This window comes from Ensifer sp. GW823-FHT05D09, assembly GCF_058795755.1.
In genome coordinates this window covers 860,918-876,609 of sequence record NZ_JBXAIA010000002.1, presented here as the reverse complement: position 1 = coordinate 876,609, position 15,692 = coordinate 860,918, and the positions used below count along the sequence as shown (strand labels likewise).

Here is a 15,692-nt window from a genome sequence, read left to right as displayed (position 1 = left end):
TGCCTATTCGAGGCTTTCGAGCGCGATGTACAGTGTGCCAAGCTCCTGACGGCCAGAGGCTGTCCTGGAATAGAGTTCTACGTCGTGCGGTTGGCCGTTCGGTACGGAGGTCTCGTCGCTTCCATCCTTGAAGACGCAGCAGGGATCGGCGCCATCCCAGGAAGGCGCAACACGCAGGCGGTAGCTACTGCCGCTCAAGAAGAAGCGTAAGCCGACCTTGTAATCGCCGACCGTGAGGCTGCAGACGCTGTCATGGCCGCACCAGCCCGTCGCATGATCGAAGGTCTTGTCGGTCTTCAGCAGGAAGGCCTTGACGAGGAAGCGCGGCTCGCCCGACTGGCCGATCGCGTTGACCGGCGAAGCTGTGGCAGCGAGAAGCAGGGCGGACAGTATCAAGCTCGATAATCTTCTCACGGGTTCCTCATTCGATAGACGCGCGCGTATCGGTGGCTTCGCCGGCCATCTCCTGCGTTCGGTCCTTGCGCTGCGACGGGCAATCCGGAGCGAGGCATCTGACGCTGAAATGGTCGGGCAGGCAAAATCTCGTTTGGCATTCGCGAAAGCGACCCAGGGTAGAAAATTTCCCTGTTTCGCACATCGGTAGCGCGGAACAAAAGCAGAATCAAGGCGGCGTTCGACGCAAAATATCGATCGAAAGCGCCATTCTCCAACCGAGGTCAGAAGCATGAAACCAGAGGAACGGGCAGCCGCTGCGCGTGCCATTCTCGACGTGCCATTTTTCGAAGACTTGATGAGTGAGCTGGAGTGGGCGGCGATCAATGGCTGCATCCATGCCGGCCCGACCGACGACGCAGGGCGCGCGGCCTACGCCGCCGAGACCCGCGCCATCCGAAATTTCCGAGCCAAGCTCAAGTTCCTGACAGAACAAGCCAAGGCCGACGGCAAGGGCGCACCCGCCTGACGGGCAAGCGCTTTCCATGGTCGTTCCAGGCTTTCGCCGGAATGACCCGATACAGTGAACCACCTTTCAAAAAGGTCACCTCATGATGAACGATAGTGCCAACCTGCCTTCCGGCGGGAGCAAAACCGTTGACCACTCGACCGATCTGGACGACCCCGAAAACCTGAACTTCCGGGAGCCTGATGTCGATGACTGGGCCAACCCAGAGTTCTACGGAGCGGACGATGACGGCGAGACGAATGCGACCATCGACGATGGCCTGACATCCGGAGACCCCGCAGATCTTGACGACGAGCCGGCCGAGCCTGACGAGGACGAGGCGGCCAACGAAGCCGAGGACTTCCTGGTGCGGCTCAAGGGCGGCGAAGACGTGCCGTTCTCGGAGCTGAAGCTCGGATACATGCGGGATCGCGACTACCGCCACAAGACGCAGGATATCGCCAACCGTGGGCGGGCGCTGGAAGGCATGGCCAACCGTGTCGCTCAATCCGCCAACGCCTTTGCCAACCTGCTCGCAAGCCAGATACCGCCGGAGCCGCCGGAACACATGGCGGCACTCGACCCAGACGGCTATCGCCGCCAATGGGGGTTGCATCAGGCGGGGCTCGAACGGATCGACGAGATCCTCGCGATTGCAGAAGGGCCGGCTGATGTCGTCGATGCCTTGGCATCGGCGACAAGCGACGAGGCGCTCGAGGTCGAAAATGCCAAGCTGATCGACGCTTTTCCCGAGACTGCGGACGAAGAAGGTCGTCTTGCCTTTTTCGCCGGTGCCTTCGACGTGGCGCGGGTGCTGGGCTTTTCCGAAGAGGAGGTGCGCGAGGTGGCTGACCACCGGATGTTCAAGCTCGCGCATTATGCCCGGCTCGGCCTTGCGGCCGAACAGGCAAAGACGCGGGCGATGGCCAAGCTGAAAAGGGCGCCATCGCCGGTGGCCCGCCCAAGGCCGGCGGCAAAGGCGGAGCGCTCGCCGCGCGAAAGCCTGGAAGCGATGAAGCGGCTGTCGAAAACCGGTTCGATCCGGGACGCGATGGCCGTCGACTTCGACTGATCGACGCCTGCGGCAAGCGTACAAACAGAGTCCGCAAACGCCTCTATCGCATTGTCTTTGCGTCAATTTTGACGGGGCGGGCGCATTTGTTGGTGAAGCGCCCCAATCCTGCATTCAACAAGAACTGATCCGCATCGCCCGCGCATGTCTCATGCCGGCGCGTGCGGCCCATCCCACCATTCAAGGATACCATCATGGCTATTGTAGCAAACACCTTCACCACCTCTCAGGCCGTGGGCAACCGCGAGGACCTGTCCGACGTCGTCTCCCGCATTACGCCCGAGGACACGCCGATCTACTCGCTGATCGAAAAGGGCACGTGCAAGACGCACCACCCGGAATGGGAAACCGACGAGCTGGCCTCGCCTGGCGAAAACATCCGCCAGGAGGGTGACGAATACACCTTCGGCACGATCATCGCGCCGACGCGGCTTGGCAACTACACCCAGATCCTGCGCAAGGACTGGATCATTTCGGCGACGCAGGAAGTGGTGGCCGAAGCCGGCAACGTGCAGAAGCGCAAGTACCAGAAGCTGAAGAAGGGCGTGGAGATCCGCAAGGACCTCGAATACGCCATCGTCGATACCAACGCGTCCGTCTCCGGCGCCACGCGCGAACTCGGTTCGCTGCCGACCTGGTTGACGACCAACGTGTCGCGCGGGGCAGGCGGCGCCAACGGCGGCTACAACCCGACGACCGGCCTGACGGTGGCGCCGACCGACGGCACGCAGCGCCCCTTCACCAAGGCGATCCTCGACCAGGTGATGCAGACCGGCTACCAGAACGGCGCGAACTTCCGTCACGTTTCGGTTTCGCCTTACGTCAAATCGGTGTTCGTCACCTTCATGTCCGACGCCAACGTCGCGCCGTTCCGCTATTCCGTTTCGCAAGGCGGCGAGCGCAACACGATCGTGGCGACCGCCGACTACTACGAAGGCCCGTTCGGCACGGTGATGATCCACCCGAACCGGGTGCAGGCAGGAACGGCCAAGCTCGCGCGCAACGCCTACTTCCTCGACACGGACATGCTGTCCTTCCTCTGGCTGCGCAAGATCCAGGAGGACAAGGCCGTGGCCAAGACCGGCGACGCCGACAAGGGCGTGATCATCGGCGAGGGCACGCTGAAGGTGCACAACGAAAAGGGCCTGGGCGTCGCGGCCGACCTCTTCGGGCTGAGCGCGGCGAGCTGATTAGCGGCGGGCGATGCAGGGGCGGGCGCTTTTGCCCGCCCATTGCCGTTTCGGTGCCGTGCCTCAGGGGGCAGGCTACCGGACCGTCTGCGAACACACTTTCATCAAGGAGAAAACGCTTGGCCAATCCAATTGCCAGATACGTGAACTATGACAGGCACAACAGGGCTGTCGAGGCTTTCAACGGCCAAAAGTATCCGGAGCTCAATCACCTATCGCCTGAAAGGCTGCGAGAACTGAGCGGTATTAGAAACGCGAATGCGCATGCCTATGTGAGCGCCATGATAGAGCGCGAAAATTTTCCGGGGCTCTCCAAGTCTCTCGGCAGCGCCCGAGAGTGGCAATCCTGGCTCTCCGACAAGTGGAGTGGGAATGACAACACCAAGGACCACCTGCGCGACGAGTGGAACAATGATGTCGGACGGCAGATAGGGCGCTACGCCAAGGAGCGCGATCTTGGCGAAGCGGATGTCATGGGACTGGTGGATTATGCCCGGCGGAACGGTGACCTGATCCGCTCGATCAGCGATAGTGTGCCGGACCCGCGCCTCAAAACCTACTCGGAGGCTTCCGAGCGCCCGTCCTGGTCGGGCCCACCGCCGCGCAGCTTGCCACCTCTGGAGGCACTGCACGAAAAGCGCGATCTGCAGCGGATGCAGGCAAATGCTGACAATTGGCAGTCGAAACCTCCTATACAGGAAGAAGGTTTCTGGAGCGGGCTGTTTCCCGGTGGCGGCACGCTCAAGCAGATGATGAAATCATGGCGTGAATAACGCTTCGCATAAGCTGTATGGCTTGCCATATTTCAACCTTGTGTTCGTTCATGAAATGTTCTAGTGGGCTGATATGTGTTTACGCTTTGCGAGCGAGGAGACGGCATGAGGAAGCTGCTGAAGGTATTGGCCTACACCGTTGGCGCCCTCTTCGGGTTGTTCGTCGTTCTGGTAGGGCTGGTCTTCTTTATCTTCGACCCGTATTCGTTTGAAGACATGAGCCGCGGTGGAATTTGCGAAAGGAGCGGCGATGTAGCTCCGCAATGCGCGATGCCGCCGGAGAGCGCCGAGAAGGTGTTGGTTGCATTGTTCGCCTGCGACGCGCAATTCTTCAAGACCCTCGACGAGGAGAAGCCTGTTTTCGAGAGGGCGCATATCGTGGCTCACCCATACAACCTTCTCGACACGAGCGATCCGCGGATTTCCGTTGTCCCGTTCTCCAAGCCTGTCGAGGCTTATGGACTTCATCTCATCGGTTACGCGCAACAGGCCTTGCCGGGAAAGAGCGACTACGCCTGGGGGTTTTATGCGTCTGAACAGCCCGACGAGGTCGAGCGCGCGCTGGAAACGGCCCGCAACGACGCGCTTGCGGCAAACCCACGTGCAGGCGCGTTCACGATTTCGGCGTCCGACGCCGCTGATTTTCCTGGTACACGGCTCGGTTGCCGTGTTGCCGGGGCTTCCGGCGTCGAGGACTTGCCTTCGATTTTTGATCTGTTCCTGTCTCGAGACATCACTACGCGACACTCCGATAAGTTCGATCTCTTCGTTGCGTCGGCGATAAAGACCGTTTCGGATATTGGGCGATAGAAAGATCCTGTCGACGCGACAACCTTTCGCCGGGCTTGACCGTGGCGCCGGCCGATCGCACTTGAGCGCCCCTTCACCAAGGTGATCCTCGACCAGATGACACAGACCGGCTACCAGAACGGCGCCAACTTCCGCCACGTATCGGTCTCGCCTTACGTCAAATCGGTGTTCGTCACCTTCATGTCAGACGCCAACGTCGCGCCGTTCCGCTACGCCGTTTCGCAGGGCGGCGAGCGCAACACGATCGTGGCGACCGCCGACTATTATGAAGGCCCGTTCGGCACCGTGATGATCCACCCGAACCGGGTGCAGGCGGGAACGGCCAAGCTCGCACGCAACGCCTTCTTCCTCGATACCGACATGCTGTCCTTCCTGTGGTTGCGTCAGATCCAGGAAGACAAGGCGGTGGCCAAGACCGGCGACGCCGACAAGGGCGTGATCATCGGCGAGGGCACGCTGAAGGTGCACAACGAAAAGGGCCTCGGTATTGCGGCCGATCTGTTCGGGCTGAGTGCGGCGAGCTGAGCCAGGCTAAAACCTGACTACAGCGCTGCTTGAGCGGCTTCAAGGAGCCGCTCTCGTTTGCTGGCGCTGCGCCAGACAACGCTTGCAACAAACGGCAAGCGCGAAACGAAGCCGACCCAGGAGAGGTGTGATTTGACCAAGCAAAACAAACCGCTGAATTCGATGGGACTGCCCGTCAGAATTCAATCCGTTCGAGAGGCGATCAAGTATTTTGACGAGAACCCGAAGTTGACGAGCAGCGCTCCCATCGCGGATGCGAAGGCACCGCATGGGGAGGGGGCGCAATTCCGGCACCCCCAGCCGAGCGACCTTATGAGCGGTGACTTTCGCAAGGCGCCGATGCACTTTCGCGGTACGCTGACGGATACCACTCGGTTCAGCAAGGAACCTCAAGCGTTACCAAGGGACCGGCTCAAACCGATCACTAAGTATGACAAGCTCTCGGATAACATCGCCTTGCGGATGAAGCGGGACCTGCAGCAGCGCCTTCTGTCGCGTGAACACGAAGCGGCGGGATTCGTCGGAAATGGCGACCATGAAAGCGGCGGGTTTGGAGCGCTGCGCGGCAACCTGTGGCAACACGGTTACGACACGAAACGGGACGAAGGCAATGCTCTCGGCACTTTCCAATGGGACAAGGTGCGGCGCGAGGATCTCAGAAAATGGGCCAATGAAAACGGTTACGACGACCAGTCGATCGAAGAGTTGTATGAGCCGAGCTACGGCTTTCTGGAGCATGAGCTAACCAACACGTCGGAGGGAGAAGTCCTGAAGGGGCTGGGCACGGCAGACACTGCCGATGATGCCGCCCGCATCATCGAGAAAACATATCTGCGGTCTGGAAACCCGAGACTTGCCGAACGTCAAAGGCTGGCGCGCCGAGCTATGGGGCTTCCCGATTATACTGTCGAAATTCCCGTTCCAATGCGCAATCCAAATGCAGGACCTCCCTGGAGCCGGTAAGCTATGTCGAACGCGCGGCGCTGGCCAAAGCTCCGTGAAATCGCGCGTCGAAGTTGTATCTCCACTTGAATTTGTTCCTGTAACGTTCTAATGCTTGCGGCGCGTGCATGCGGTGGTCGCATCGCTCTTGCAGACGGAGAACTGAGCCTTGTTCAGATCAGTTTTGGTGACCTTGGCCCTTCTTGCCGCAAGCATCTTTGCCCCTTCGGCTTTTGCAGCGGATAGGCTGCTCGGCGCCATGATCACCTGCAAGCCAGAGTTCTTTAGGGTGTTGCAGGCGCGACGCGGCTCCTTCGCACCGGTGCGGATCGTGCCCTACGAATGGCCATCCAACACGCCGCATGTTCGCGAGCTCCAGGACGTGTTCGTGGAGGAGGTGACGTTCGCGCGGCCGATAGACGTCGGCGGCTTATCGGTGTTGGAGTTTAGCCAGAAAACGACCGTTCAGGACGCCAGTCCCATCGATTTCCGCTGGCAGTTCGAAGTCGCCGCGTCACCATCGGACGTGGCCGAGCTATTGATCACACAGTACGGTGCCCCATTGAAGGCGGGTTATCGCGATTGGGTGGTGGATCCCGAGAAGACGCGCGAAAAGAGCGGCGTATCTGGCAGCCTCCGCATTGAACCCAGTGAGGCTGGAGCCAGAATTTCCTGTCTTCTCTACAAGGCGGAAGCGGGCGGCTTCAAGTTGCCGGTCGCAGCAGAGAGTTTCGGCTGGCCGCAACTTGGGCCGCCGCCGCTGATAAACCCCAATCTGCTGATGAATGCCTTGGCGCAATGCCGGCCGGATTTTTTTGAACGGTTGGTTTTTGACAGAAGTGCCTTCGGCAAGGTCAACTTCAAGCAGGAAAACGGGCCGTATCCGAAGGGACGCGACCATACATCGCCTTTGTCACGCGTGGAGTTTCAAACGCCCGTCCGCGCGTGGGGGCTCCAACTGACGGGTTACATCCAGCAACTTCAGATGGCAAACGGTGCGCCGCGTTTACGCTGGGGCTTTCAGGCAAAGGAAAACGCGCGCAACCTGATACACGTGGTGGGACTGCGCACCGGTAGCTCGGGAGAACCACAAAGTTGGCGTGTCGACGATGATGCGGAGGCGACTGGGTACACGCCTTCTCCAGATCTCGGGTTTGACGAGGGGTTCGTCGGTTGCACGACACCGCTTCTTGCCGGCAAGGAGCCGCCGAAACCTGTGGACCTCTTCTGGAGCAAAGACACGGGTAGCCTAAAGTAGAACTACGGCGGGTTTTTAGGCCAGCGCCCTGCCGCCAACGTTTCGCGCGCAGCCATTCCGCCCTATCTAGTGTTTGTTCATGGAGTGTCCCATTCAATCCAGGATGGGTATGAGCTGCAAGCGCATCCGGCCGATCGATCAGGCTGCGCATTCTAAGGCACATCCCCGATGGTTGGATGGCGTCGAGTGGGAAGTGGTGTTTCGTCGGAGGGCATCTGTTGGTCTCAAGCAGCTTTGCTTGGACGTTGGCCTTTTGCCGTTCCGGCGCCGTGGCCCGGAAGTGCCACCCACTGGACCGGATCCGAATATCTGTTCACCAAGAAAAACAGGTGGCCAATGAAATTTCCAGCGACGTGAACCAACAGGGCGGCGTCGAAGAGGTCGGAGCATGCCTTGCACAATTCCGGAGACATCAGCGACACATCCCAATGCTGCGGACGGGAGTGGCTTCTAGATCCATGACGGCACGGGACCCAGGGCCGGCCGGTTGGGACGACTTGAGAGGAACGTTCCAGTGCGAATGCGGCGGGCAGCCATCGCCGCGCTCCGACGGGTCGCGGGTTTGCCTTATGTTTGTTCTTATAGGTTCCGAAGTCTGAGCGAGTAGGTCATGCGTTGAAGTCGCGTGGATGGCATTCATCAGGATGCACGCGCGCGGACCGCAAACATGCGCATTGTCATGGTTGACATCATCTGCCGGTGACAAACCTGTATTCGACAGATGCATGCAAGTTTGATTTTTTTGAGCGACTGGCGGCTGGGTGCCGCACATTCGGGCGGGTCCAGACCCAGGTTCGATAATCCCGGTAATGCGACTACGTGCCGGCTGCAAAAGGCAAGCACCGGTCAACTGCTCAGCTTTACAATGTTACCCGTCTCCGCTCGCCTCCTTCGGCTCCGAGCGTTCGGGCTTTCACCGACCAACACCAACGACACGACAGAGGTTTGATGTGACCCAAGCAGACAAAACGTACAATCGGAAGAGCCTGCCAGACAGAATTCAATCGCTGCGCGAGGCGATCAATTATTTCGACGAAAACCCCATGTTGGGCGACAAACGCATCGCTCGGGTCGAACCGCCGCAGGGAGCCGAAGCGCGTTTCAGGCACCCATCCGCGGGCGAGGTCTTCGACGACACTCTTCGTGCCAACCTGATGCCTACCGAGGCAGCCCTCGACCCTGGCCGCTTCAGCCAGAAAAATGCCCCGCTGCCAACCGATCGCTTTCAACCGTTGATGGCGAACAATGTTGGCGGTGGCAACATTGCCTCGAAGCCGCGAAGCAGAGATAGTGTAAGCGAAGGCGACCGTATCAACACCCTAGATAAATCCAACCGGGACGGATCCCACAATATTGGCTGGAGCGACGCTGGCTCGCTGGTTGGCTCTTTGACCGGGAACACCGTGGGCAGCGGGTTTGGCCACGTAGGGGCCGTTGCCGGTGGTGCGGGAGGATATTACCTGGGTGGCTACGGGCCTGGTCTTCTGAGGGAAACCGGCAGAGCCGTTGGCCGAAACGGTTTCAAAGGTGACCTGAGCGGTCTGCGTTAAAAGTCATTCGGTTCTCCCCAATGCGTGCTTTGGGCAGATTTTCTCTCCTGGGACAGAGATATGTACCATCTGAAAGAAGCGTTGATATTTGTGGCATTCATGTCGTTGTTCGTCTCGCTGTTCGACTGCATTCCAAAGACGATAATGCGAGCGGTTCCGACTGCCGTCGGCAGATTTGTCGCGTCTTTGCTCGCGGTGTTGTTTGTCAGGTATTTCCTGTTGCCCCTTTAGAGAGGACGAGGACGGCGGCCGTTGTGCTTTTCCGGGCCTGCTGCCACACAATGTCATTGCGGTCGCTCCGCGATCGACAATCGTTTGCGCCGCCCCGGACGAAGCGTCGGCGCAGCGTCGGACGCCGCCGGCATGGTCCGGATGGGTGGGATTTCGGTAGGGAACGCCTGCCGGCAAGGTCTGCTGAGCGCCGAGATAGCATTGCGTCCAGGGTATGTGCCGGCTGACGCGGCAGCACCACCATGACGGCGCAGCACCATAGCGATGGTGCGGGCTGTGCGTCACCTTCAAACGAATAAATCTTGGCAAGGCGGTTCTTCGGAGCCGCCTTTTTTCATGGAGAATTTTGATGTCCGAAACAAAGAAATCCGTGCCAGTCCGCCTCGTCTACGACGTCTGGTTCCAAGAGGGCGAGCGTTCGGTGGCGGGCACGATCGTTTCCGTCGGTCTCGATGAGGCGAAGGCGCTGCTTGCGGCTGGCAAGGCCGAACGCGCCGATCCGCTACCGGGGGAGTGACCATGCTGATCCGTGACGGGGCGTGGACGCTCCATGACCACGACATGGCGAGCGGCCGGTGCGTCTGGCACCACTTCGACGGGGAGAAGGACGTCTATCGCGTCGACTACCCCGTCGACAACCTGATCAGCGAAAACCTGGATGTGCGCAACAGCGCCGAAAAGGCCTGGCACGGCGATTGGCATCGCGTCGCCTCCATTCCGCTCAATGTCGCGCATTCCTCCGGTCTGGTCGAGGCGCATTCGCAGGGTGACGACCGGTTCGTCAAACGTTTTCTCAACGACGGCGACAACCGTGCCTGGCGCACGAAGGACGGGCAATTATGACCATTTCCGACTATGCCTCGCTGCTTGTCGATGCGGGCGAATATAGCGGGCGAAACGACATCGCCCATCTCTTTGCGCGCTTCCTTGGTCTTGCCGAGCTGAAGCTCAACCGCGCGCTACGCGTCAGTGACATGGAGCATACGGCGGCGATCGCTGTTGTTGATGGCGAGGGGCCGCTCCCTGCTGATTTTCTCGAGGCGCGACAGGTGCTTTCGGCAAGCGGTTTGCCGATCCGGGCGTTGGCTTTGCAGCAGCTTGCAATCAACGCGCAAGCCGGGGCGGGGCCGCCGCTTGGCTACGCCATCGTCGGCAACCGGATCAAGGTCATGCCCGGCGGCGACCATGGGCTGACCATGACCTATTACCGCAAGATCCCGCCGCTTTCCTCCACCAACCCGACGAACTGGCTGCTCGAGAAGGCAGCCGATATCTACCTCTACGCATTGGTCGAGGAGATTGCGGTGTGGGAGCGTGACGCCGGCAAGGCGGGGGCTGCACTGGAGCTGAAGCTTATGGCGCTTTCCGGCGTCAGGATCGGCGATGAACGCGCCCGCTGGGGCGATGCGCAGATGACGGTGGGAGGAGTGACGCCATGACCCTGATTTCTGCAATCAACGAGGTTTGCGACGTCGTTTCGCTCGACCGTTTCGACAGCGTCTATGGATCGAACGACCCGAATGCGCAGACAATGGTGGCGCTGGCGCAGGAGGCCGGAGACGAGATCTCGCGCCGAAGCGACTGGCAGCGCATGCTGAAGCAGCATTTCGTGTTGACCCTGCCGCAGGGCCTGCCGATGGACTACCAGCGCCTGACGCCCGGCGGCGCTGTCCGCACCGCCACCGGCAGCTTCTTTCGGCCGATCACCAACAGCTCGCAATGGGCTGTGATTGCCGCGGCCGCTCCCGCGCAACCCTATTTCTTCATCAAGGATAACCAGCTCCTGCTGTCTCCGGCTTCTGCCGGTCCTGGCGCCATCGTCGACTACGTCTCCAGAAACTGGGTGCTTGGCGATCCCTTCGAGGAGCGCGACACGCTGAAGGCCGACGACGACCGGCCGCTGTTTGCCGAGCGACTGCTGGCCAAGGGCATTCTCTGGCGATGGAAGCGCCAGAAGGGGCTGCCCTATGACGACAGCCTTGCCGAATTCGAGGCCGACCTGATCCAGGAGATCAACGCCGACCGGGGGGCAACATGCGTCGGCAGTGCCGGCAGCATTCAAACGTCACTCGGCAATGCCGGCGACATCACCCGCTCCTATGAGACGAACTTCGACACCAAGCGCTACGAGGACGCGCTGATGTCGCGCATGAACCCACAGCTCGAACGGGATCGTGCGGCACTGGAAACGCAACTTGCCAACCAGGGGCTGCAGCCGGGATCGGAAACCTATAACCGAGCGATCGATCAGGCCAACCGGCAGGCGAACGACGCGCGCTTCGGCGCCATTCTCAATGCGGGCCAGGAGCAATCGCGGCTCGTGGGCTTGGCGCGGGATGCGGCGGGCTTCCAGAACAACGCCCAGCAGCAGGCCTATAACCAGGCATTGACGAGCGGGCAGTTCGCCAACCAGTCGCAGAACCAGCAATACAACCAGAACGCCAACAACATGCAGCAGGCGAATGCCGCGCAACAGCAGCTCTTTGCCCAGAACCAGGCGCAGCAGCAAGCAATGAACGCCGCCCAGCAGCAGACCTTCAACCAGGCGCTGGCGGCTGCCGGCTTCAGCAAAACGACGCGCAGCAGCAAATGCACCAGAACGGCCAATCGGCAACGGCTGCCAACAACGCGCTGAAGGACCAGACCTACAACGCCCAGCAAGCGCAGCTCGCAGCCCAGAATGCGGCGAGGGCGCAGTATCTCAACGAGATGTATGCCCAACGCAACCAGCCGATCAACGAAATCTCCAGCCTGCTTTCCGGCGCGCAGGTGAGCAGCCCCAACTTCGTGCCGACGCAGGGGCAGCGGATCGAACCGGCGGACTATGCCGGGCTGGTGCAACAAGATTATCAGAACCGCGTGGCGGCCTACAACCAGAAGCGTGAAGGCATCAGCAGTGTCCTTAAGAACATCGTCGGGGCCTTGCCGATACCTTCCGACCGCCGACTGAAGAAGGACGTCAAGAAGGTCGGCAAACTCGACGGTCAGTGGTTGGTCGATAATCCAAATTTTCCGATCGATCCGTACGTTCCACCTGCCGCACCAACGCCGCAAGAAACTCGTAAACGCATGCCGGCGCTAACGGCAAGGCAATTTCGCCTCGGTCTGATCGCCGGCGGATACGCGCCCGCGCAAGTGACGCAGGCCATCGACACAATGCCCGATGATACCGCGAAAGAGACCGCCAAAATCGAATGGGAATATTCGACGACCTTCAATCGTATTCACCCGCTGGTCGCGACCGTTGGCACTGCACTCGGCCTGAATGATACCCAGATCGACGCCATGTGGCTCGCTGCGGTTAATCTGTAATCCCAATCAAACAATTGGGTGAAAGCTTGTTCGTCGTCTTGCTCATTGTGGCTCCACTCTGTTGCCGGCCCGCTCGATATGAGGATTGTCGCGCGTGGCGGCCCCTATCAAGTGGTCGAGCGGCGGTGGCGTTCGTCGTTGGTGTTGGAACTTACGGTGCTTTCCAGCCAGCGGGCATGTCGCCACGTGAGGAATCGATAACCCGCTTAACGAACAGGAAAGCATTGTCACCAAAACTACCCTCCCGCATGCGGGATACTGCTAGTCTCGCGTCACGAGGCCATATGAGGCGGAGGTAGCTTATGCCGGATGCTTCGATCGACCTGGCGCTGTATTCGGCCGCGCTGAATATCACGGCGCCGCCGGCGCTTATTCGGCCGTTGCTTGACCAGTTGGTGGAGGGGCAATTCTCGATCGATGGCATCATGAGGCGCTGTGCCGAGAACGGCGTGCGTCTCAAGGCGCACTTGCGCAAAGGCGAACGCACCCGCAAAGAGCTGCGGGCGGCCTTCGATCTGCAATCAGTGGAGCGTCGACATCTTGATATTCTCGACATGCTGATTGCAAGCCTGGAGGCCAAGGCCGCGCGCGACGCGCGTGAGTTCGATGGTCTGCTGGATGATCTCAAGGCAAGGGTTTCTGCGCTTTCCGGCTCCGCCAGCGCTGATGAAGCCCTGGAACTGGAAGAGATCTACAGGACGATCCAGGCGCAGGTGCGGGTCGAGGTTGGCGAACTCTCTGATGTCGCTGTCTTTCTGCGCAGCCTGCGCGAGAGATGCAGTGACGATCGCGGCGACAAGGCACACCTTGCCGACAGCGAGAGCCTCAAGAGCTTGTTGCAATCCCTGTCGCCGCCAAAGCCGCCATCTGTCTCCTAGAGCGTGTCGCGATCTCCAGGATTGGCTTATCGTGCGTGCGGCAATCAACGTACGTGTGGCAATCAAAAAGCCGCGACACACTTTTGCTTGGCACGCCTCAAGCCGACGTGGACTGTATCGATCGCGGTTTCCGGCACGGAGAGCTGCAGCCGGACTTCGGCGGTTCGACGAGGATTGTCGACTGCATCAGTGGGCCGTACCTGTTCCGGCGCGGGTGATCCGTGTGTCAGCCACCGGCAGCGGCGCTACATCGAGTGGTGCCGAACTATCGCCTTGCGGCATGCATGTTGCCGGATGGATGCACAAGACAGGTCGGCATCAACGACTTGGCCTCATGCCGCTTGCGGGGTGCGGCCTATTCCCAATAGCAGGTCTCGATGATCGGAACCCATAGCACAGGCTCGATCGGGTCTTCTTGCCGGGAGAGATCCGCGGAGCGATGCTCACGCATCGGCCAAGGATCGCGACGCCGCCGGAAAGCCCGAGAACCGATCTATGGCGTCGTTGCGATGTTCGCTCGATGCGTCGGCATCGCGCCTATCCCGAGACCAGCCATGGACCATCCCACAGGTTTCTCTCATGGAGACCTGGTAAAAGATGTGTCCGCGTCCAAATTCGTCAGTAGGGCTGCACCATAACGACACAACTGACAAGCACGATGGCTAGCGTGGTCAGCTTCACGAATGCGGCGTCCATCATGGCGAAATCCCCCTTTGAGTGCCTGCAGCACCGTGCTCGCTGCAGGACTTTGATTTGCTGCATGCCGCCCCAAGTCGGCTGCGATCAGGGCGGAATGCCGTAGCAACGCCTCATCGTTGCTTCTGGTTCCCAATTTACACGAGGACAAACGACATGAATATGAACCGACGCATCAATGCGGCGGGCCTTGCGCTCGTCAAACAGTGGGAAGGTCTGAAGACGAAGGCGTATCGCGACGTTGCCGGTGTCTGGACTATCGGCTATGGCCATACCAGCGCCGCCGGCGAGCCCGTCGTGAAGCCGAACATGGTGATCACCGAGGCCGAGGCTGAACAGATCCTGATGGCGGATCTCGCGAAGTTCGAGGAGCGTGTCTCGCGCCTTGTCACGGTGCCGGTCACCGACAACCAGTTCGCCGTGCTTGTCTCTTTCGATTTCAACACCGGCAGGCTCGGCAAGTCGACATTGCTGAAAAAGCTGAACGCCGGCGACCACGACGCCGTGCCGCTGGAGTTGATGAAGTGGGTCAATGCCGGCGGCAGCCGCGTGAAGGGATTGGTCAACCGCCGGTCTGCGGAAGTCGGGCTTTGGGCAAAGGGCGAGTTCGTCGCCTCCAACACCGTCGCCGCCGCCCCGAAGCCGCCCGAAGTGATAAGCAAGGAGAACATCTCCTGGCTCGCGGGCATTCTTTCCTCGTTGGGTTTTGCGTTCACCGGCAGTGGACCACTGCAATGGGCATTTGCCGGCATTATCGCAGTTGCCTTCGCGATTGGCGCCTTCCTCTTCCTGCGCAAGCGGCTCGATCCGGCATGATCGCCTGGTTGAGGATGCTGTGCGGGGGGCTCGTGCTCGCTGCCGTCGTCTGGGCCGTGCACGAAATACGGGCGGATGGCGCCCGGTCCGTCATTCAAGCGATAGAAAGGCAGAACGATGACGCTGCGAACCGCGCTCAGGAAAAGCGCCTTGATTACGATACCTGTATTGTTGCTGGCGGGCTGTGGGACTTCGGGGCCGAAAAATGTCGCGGGCCTTAGGAGCGTCGTCGGCACCGACCTGATCGGTGCACGTGGCGCCACGTCGGCAGATCAGCGCAAGATCGACCGCACCGTCGTCGGCCTGTGCGCCGCGGCTGTCTGGTCAAAGGCCGATTGCGTAAGGCATGGGGGACAGCACAATGTATCCGGCTGAAACCGATGTGAGCGTTCATCGCCAGCTTGGCGAACTGGTCGCCGGCATGCGCGGTCTGCAGGAATCGATCCGCCGGATCGAAGAGGGCGCGCAACGCGCCGAGGACAAGGCGACGAGCAGCCGGGCTGGTGTTCATCAGCGGATGGACCAACTCGTCGACCGCGTCGGCGATCTCGAGGCTTCGGTCTCGACGCTCGGTGGTGACGTCGCGGAGATGAAACCGGTGACCGACGACGTCAAGCGCTGGAAGCTGATGGGTATTGGCGCGCTCGGGGTCACCGGCATTGCGGCGATGGCGTTGGGGGTGAGTTTTGCCGAAGGGATCCGGCGGCTCGTGTTTGTCATTGTCGGGAGAGGATAGTC

General features: G+C 60.4%; 16 protein-coding genes and 3 pseudogenes. 18 read left to right on the top strand and 1 reads right to left on the bottom strand.

The features are described 5' to 3' along the window. Positions 1-3 precede the first annotated feature (3 nt). Positions 4-396: a hypothetical protein gene (locus AC1Q80_RS10020; protein ID WP_492360306.1), complete on the bottom strand. Its 393-nt coding sequence runs from the start codon at positions 394-396 to the stop codon at positions 4-6. A gap of 289 nt (positions 397-685) precedes the next feature. On the opposite strand from AC1Q80_RS10020, the gene AC1Q80_RS10015 reads away from it, so the two are divergent. The 18 genes and pseudogenes from AC1Q80_RS10015 to AC1Q80_RS09930 all read left to right on the top strand — a co-directional run bounded on the left by AC1Q80_RS10015 (position 686) and on the right by AC1Q80_RS09930 (position 15,690). Beyond that, positions 686-922: a hypothetical protein gene (locus tag AC1Q80_RS10015; RefSeq protein WP_492360305.1), complete on the top strand. Its 237-nt coding sequence runs from the start codon at positions 686-688 to the stop codon at positions 920-922. Positions 923-1,004: 82 nt separating this feature from the next. Continuing rightward, complete coding sequence (locus AC1Q80_RS10010) at positions 1,005-1,973, top strand: hypothetical protein (RefSeq protein WP_492360304.1); 969 nt, start codon at positions 1,005-1,007, stop codon at positions 1,971-1,973. A 194-nt stretch (positions 1,974-2,167) separates the two neighbouring features. Beyond that, positions 2,168-3,163: a DUF5309 domain-containing protein gene (locus tag AC1Q80_RS10005; protein ID WP_492360303.1), complete on the top strand. Its 996-nt coding sequence runs from the start codon at positions 2,168-2,170 to the stop codon at positions 3,161-3,163. Between the two features lie 119 nt (positions 3,164-3,282). Further along, positions 3,283-3,936 (top strand): hypothetical protein, encoded by a 654-nt coding sequence (locus tag AC1Q80_RS10000; RefSeq protein WP_492360302.1) that lies wholly within the window; start codon positions 3,283-3,285, stop codon positions 3,934-3,936. Between the two features lie 105 nt (positions 3,937-4,041). Beyond that, entirely contained in the window at positions 4,042-4,746 is a 705-nt protein-coding gene (locus AC1Q80_RS09995) for a hypothetical protein (RefSeq protein ID WP_492360301.1), read from the top strand. A 32-nt stretch (positions 4,747-4,778) separates the two neighbouring features. Continuing rightward, positions 4,779-5,271: pseudogene (locus AC1Q80_RS09990) on the top strand (SU10 major capsid protein); the annotation flags it as partial. 57 nt (positions 5,272-5,328) lie between these two features. Continuing rightward, on the top strand, positions 5,329-6,234 hold the full coding sequence (locus AC1Q80_RS09985; RefSeq protein ID WP_492360300.1) for a phage tail tip lysozyme: 906 nt from the start codon (positions 5,329-5,331) through the stop codon (positions 6,232-6,234). Between the two features lie 148 nt (positions 6,235-6,382). Next, positions 6,383-7,471, top strand: a complete 1,089-nt coding sequence (locus AC1Q80_RS09980) for a hypothetical protein (RefSeq protein WP_492360299.1) — start codon at positions 6,383-6,385, stop codon at positions 7,469-7,471. A gap of 950 nt (positions 7,472-8,421) precedes the next feature. Beyond that, positions 8,422-9,021, top strand: a complete 600-nt coding sequence (locus AC1Q80_RS09975) for a hypothetical protein (protein WP_492360298.1) — start codon at positions 8,422-8,424, stop codon at positions 9,019-9,021. A gap of 580 nt (positions 9,022-9,601) precedes the next feature. After that, positions 9,602-9,769: a hypothetical protein gene (locus AC1Q80_RS09970; protein WP_492360297.1), complete on the top strand. Its 168-nt coding sequence runs from the start codon at positions 9,602-9,604 to the stop codon at positions 9,767-9,769. A gap of 2 nt (positions 9,770-9,771) precedes the next feature. Further along, a complete protein-coding gene (locus AC1Q80_RS09965; protein ID WP_492360296.1) occupies positions 9,772-10,095 on the top strand; it encodes a hypothetical protein in 324 nt (107 codons plus the stop codon). Continuing rightward, positions 10,092-10,691, top strand: coding sequence for a phage adaptor protein (locus AC1Q80_RS09960; RefSeq protein WP_492360295.1), 600 nt, complete (start codon positions 10,092-10,094; stop codon positions 10,689-10,691). Before AC1Q80_RS09965 ends, AC1Q80_RS09960 begins: the two co-directional genes overlap by 4 nt. Continuing rightward, positions 10,688-11,284, top strand: a pseudogene (locus AC1Q80_RS09955) (hypothetical protein); the annotation flags it as partial. The gene AC1Q80_RS09960 and the pseudogene AC1Q80_RS09955, both read left to right, overlap by 4 nt. A gap of 12 nt (positions 11,285-11,296) precedes the next feature. Beyond that, positions 11,297-12,231 (top strand): annotated as a pseudogene (locus tag AC1Q80_RS09950) (tail fiber domain-containing protein); the annotation flags it as partial. A gap of 635 nt (positions 12,232-12,866) precedes the next feature. Continuing rightward, positions 12,867-13,442: a hypothetical protein gene (locus AC1Q80_RS09945; protein WP_492360294.1), complete on the top strand. Its 576-nt coding sequence runs from the start codon at positions 12,867-12,869 to the stop codon at positions 13,440-13,442. Between the two features lie 858 nt (positions 13,443-14,300). After that, positions 14,301-14,954 (top strand): lysozyme, encoded by a 654-nt coding sequence (locus AC1Q80_RS09940; RefSeq protein ID WP_173421035.1) that lies wholly within the window; start codon positions 14,301-14,303, stop codon positions 14,952-14,954. 117 nt (positions 14,955-15,071) lie between these two features. Next, on the top strand, positions 15,072-15,329 hold the full coding sequence (locus AC1Q80_RS09935) for a hypothetical protein (protein ID WP_173420363.1): 258 nt from the start codon (positions 15,072-15,074) through the stop codon (positions 15,327-15,329). Beyond that, positions 15,316-15,690 carry a DUF1515 family protein gene (locus AC1Q80_RS09930; protein WP_209791448.1) on the top strand — a complete coding sequence of 125 codons (375 nt, stop codon included), beginning with the start codon at positions 15,316-15,318 and terminating at the stop codon, positions 15,688-15,690. The genes AC1Q80_RS09935 and AC1Q80_RS09930 overlap by 14 nt, the downstream gene beginning before the upstream one ends. The last annotated feature ends 2 nt before the right edge of the window (positions 15,691-15,692 follow it).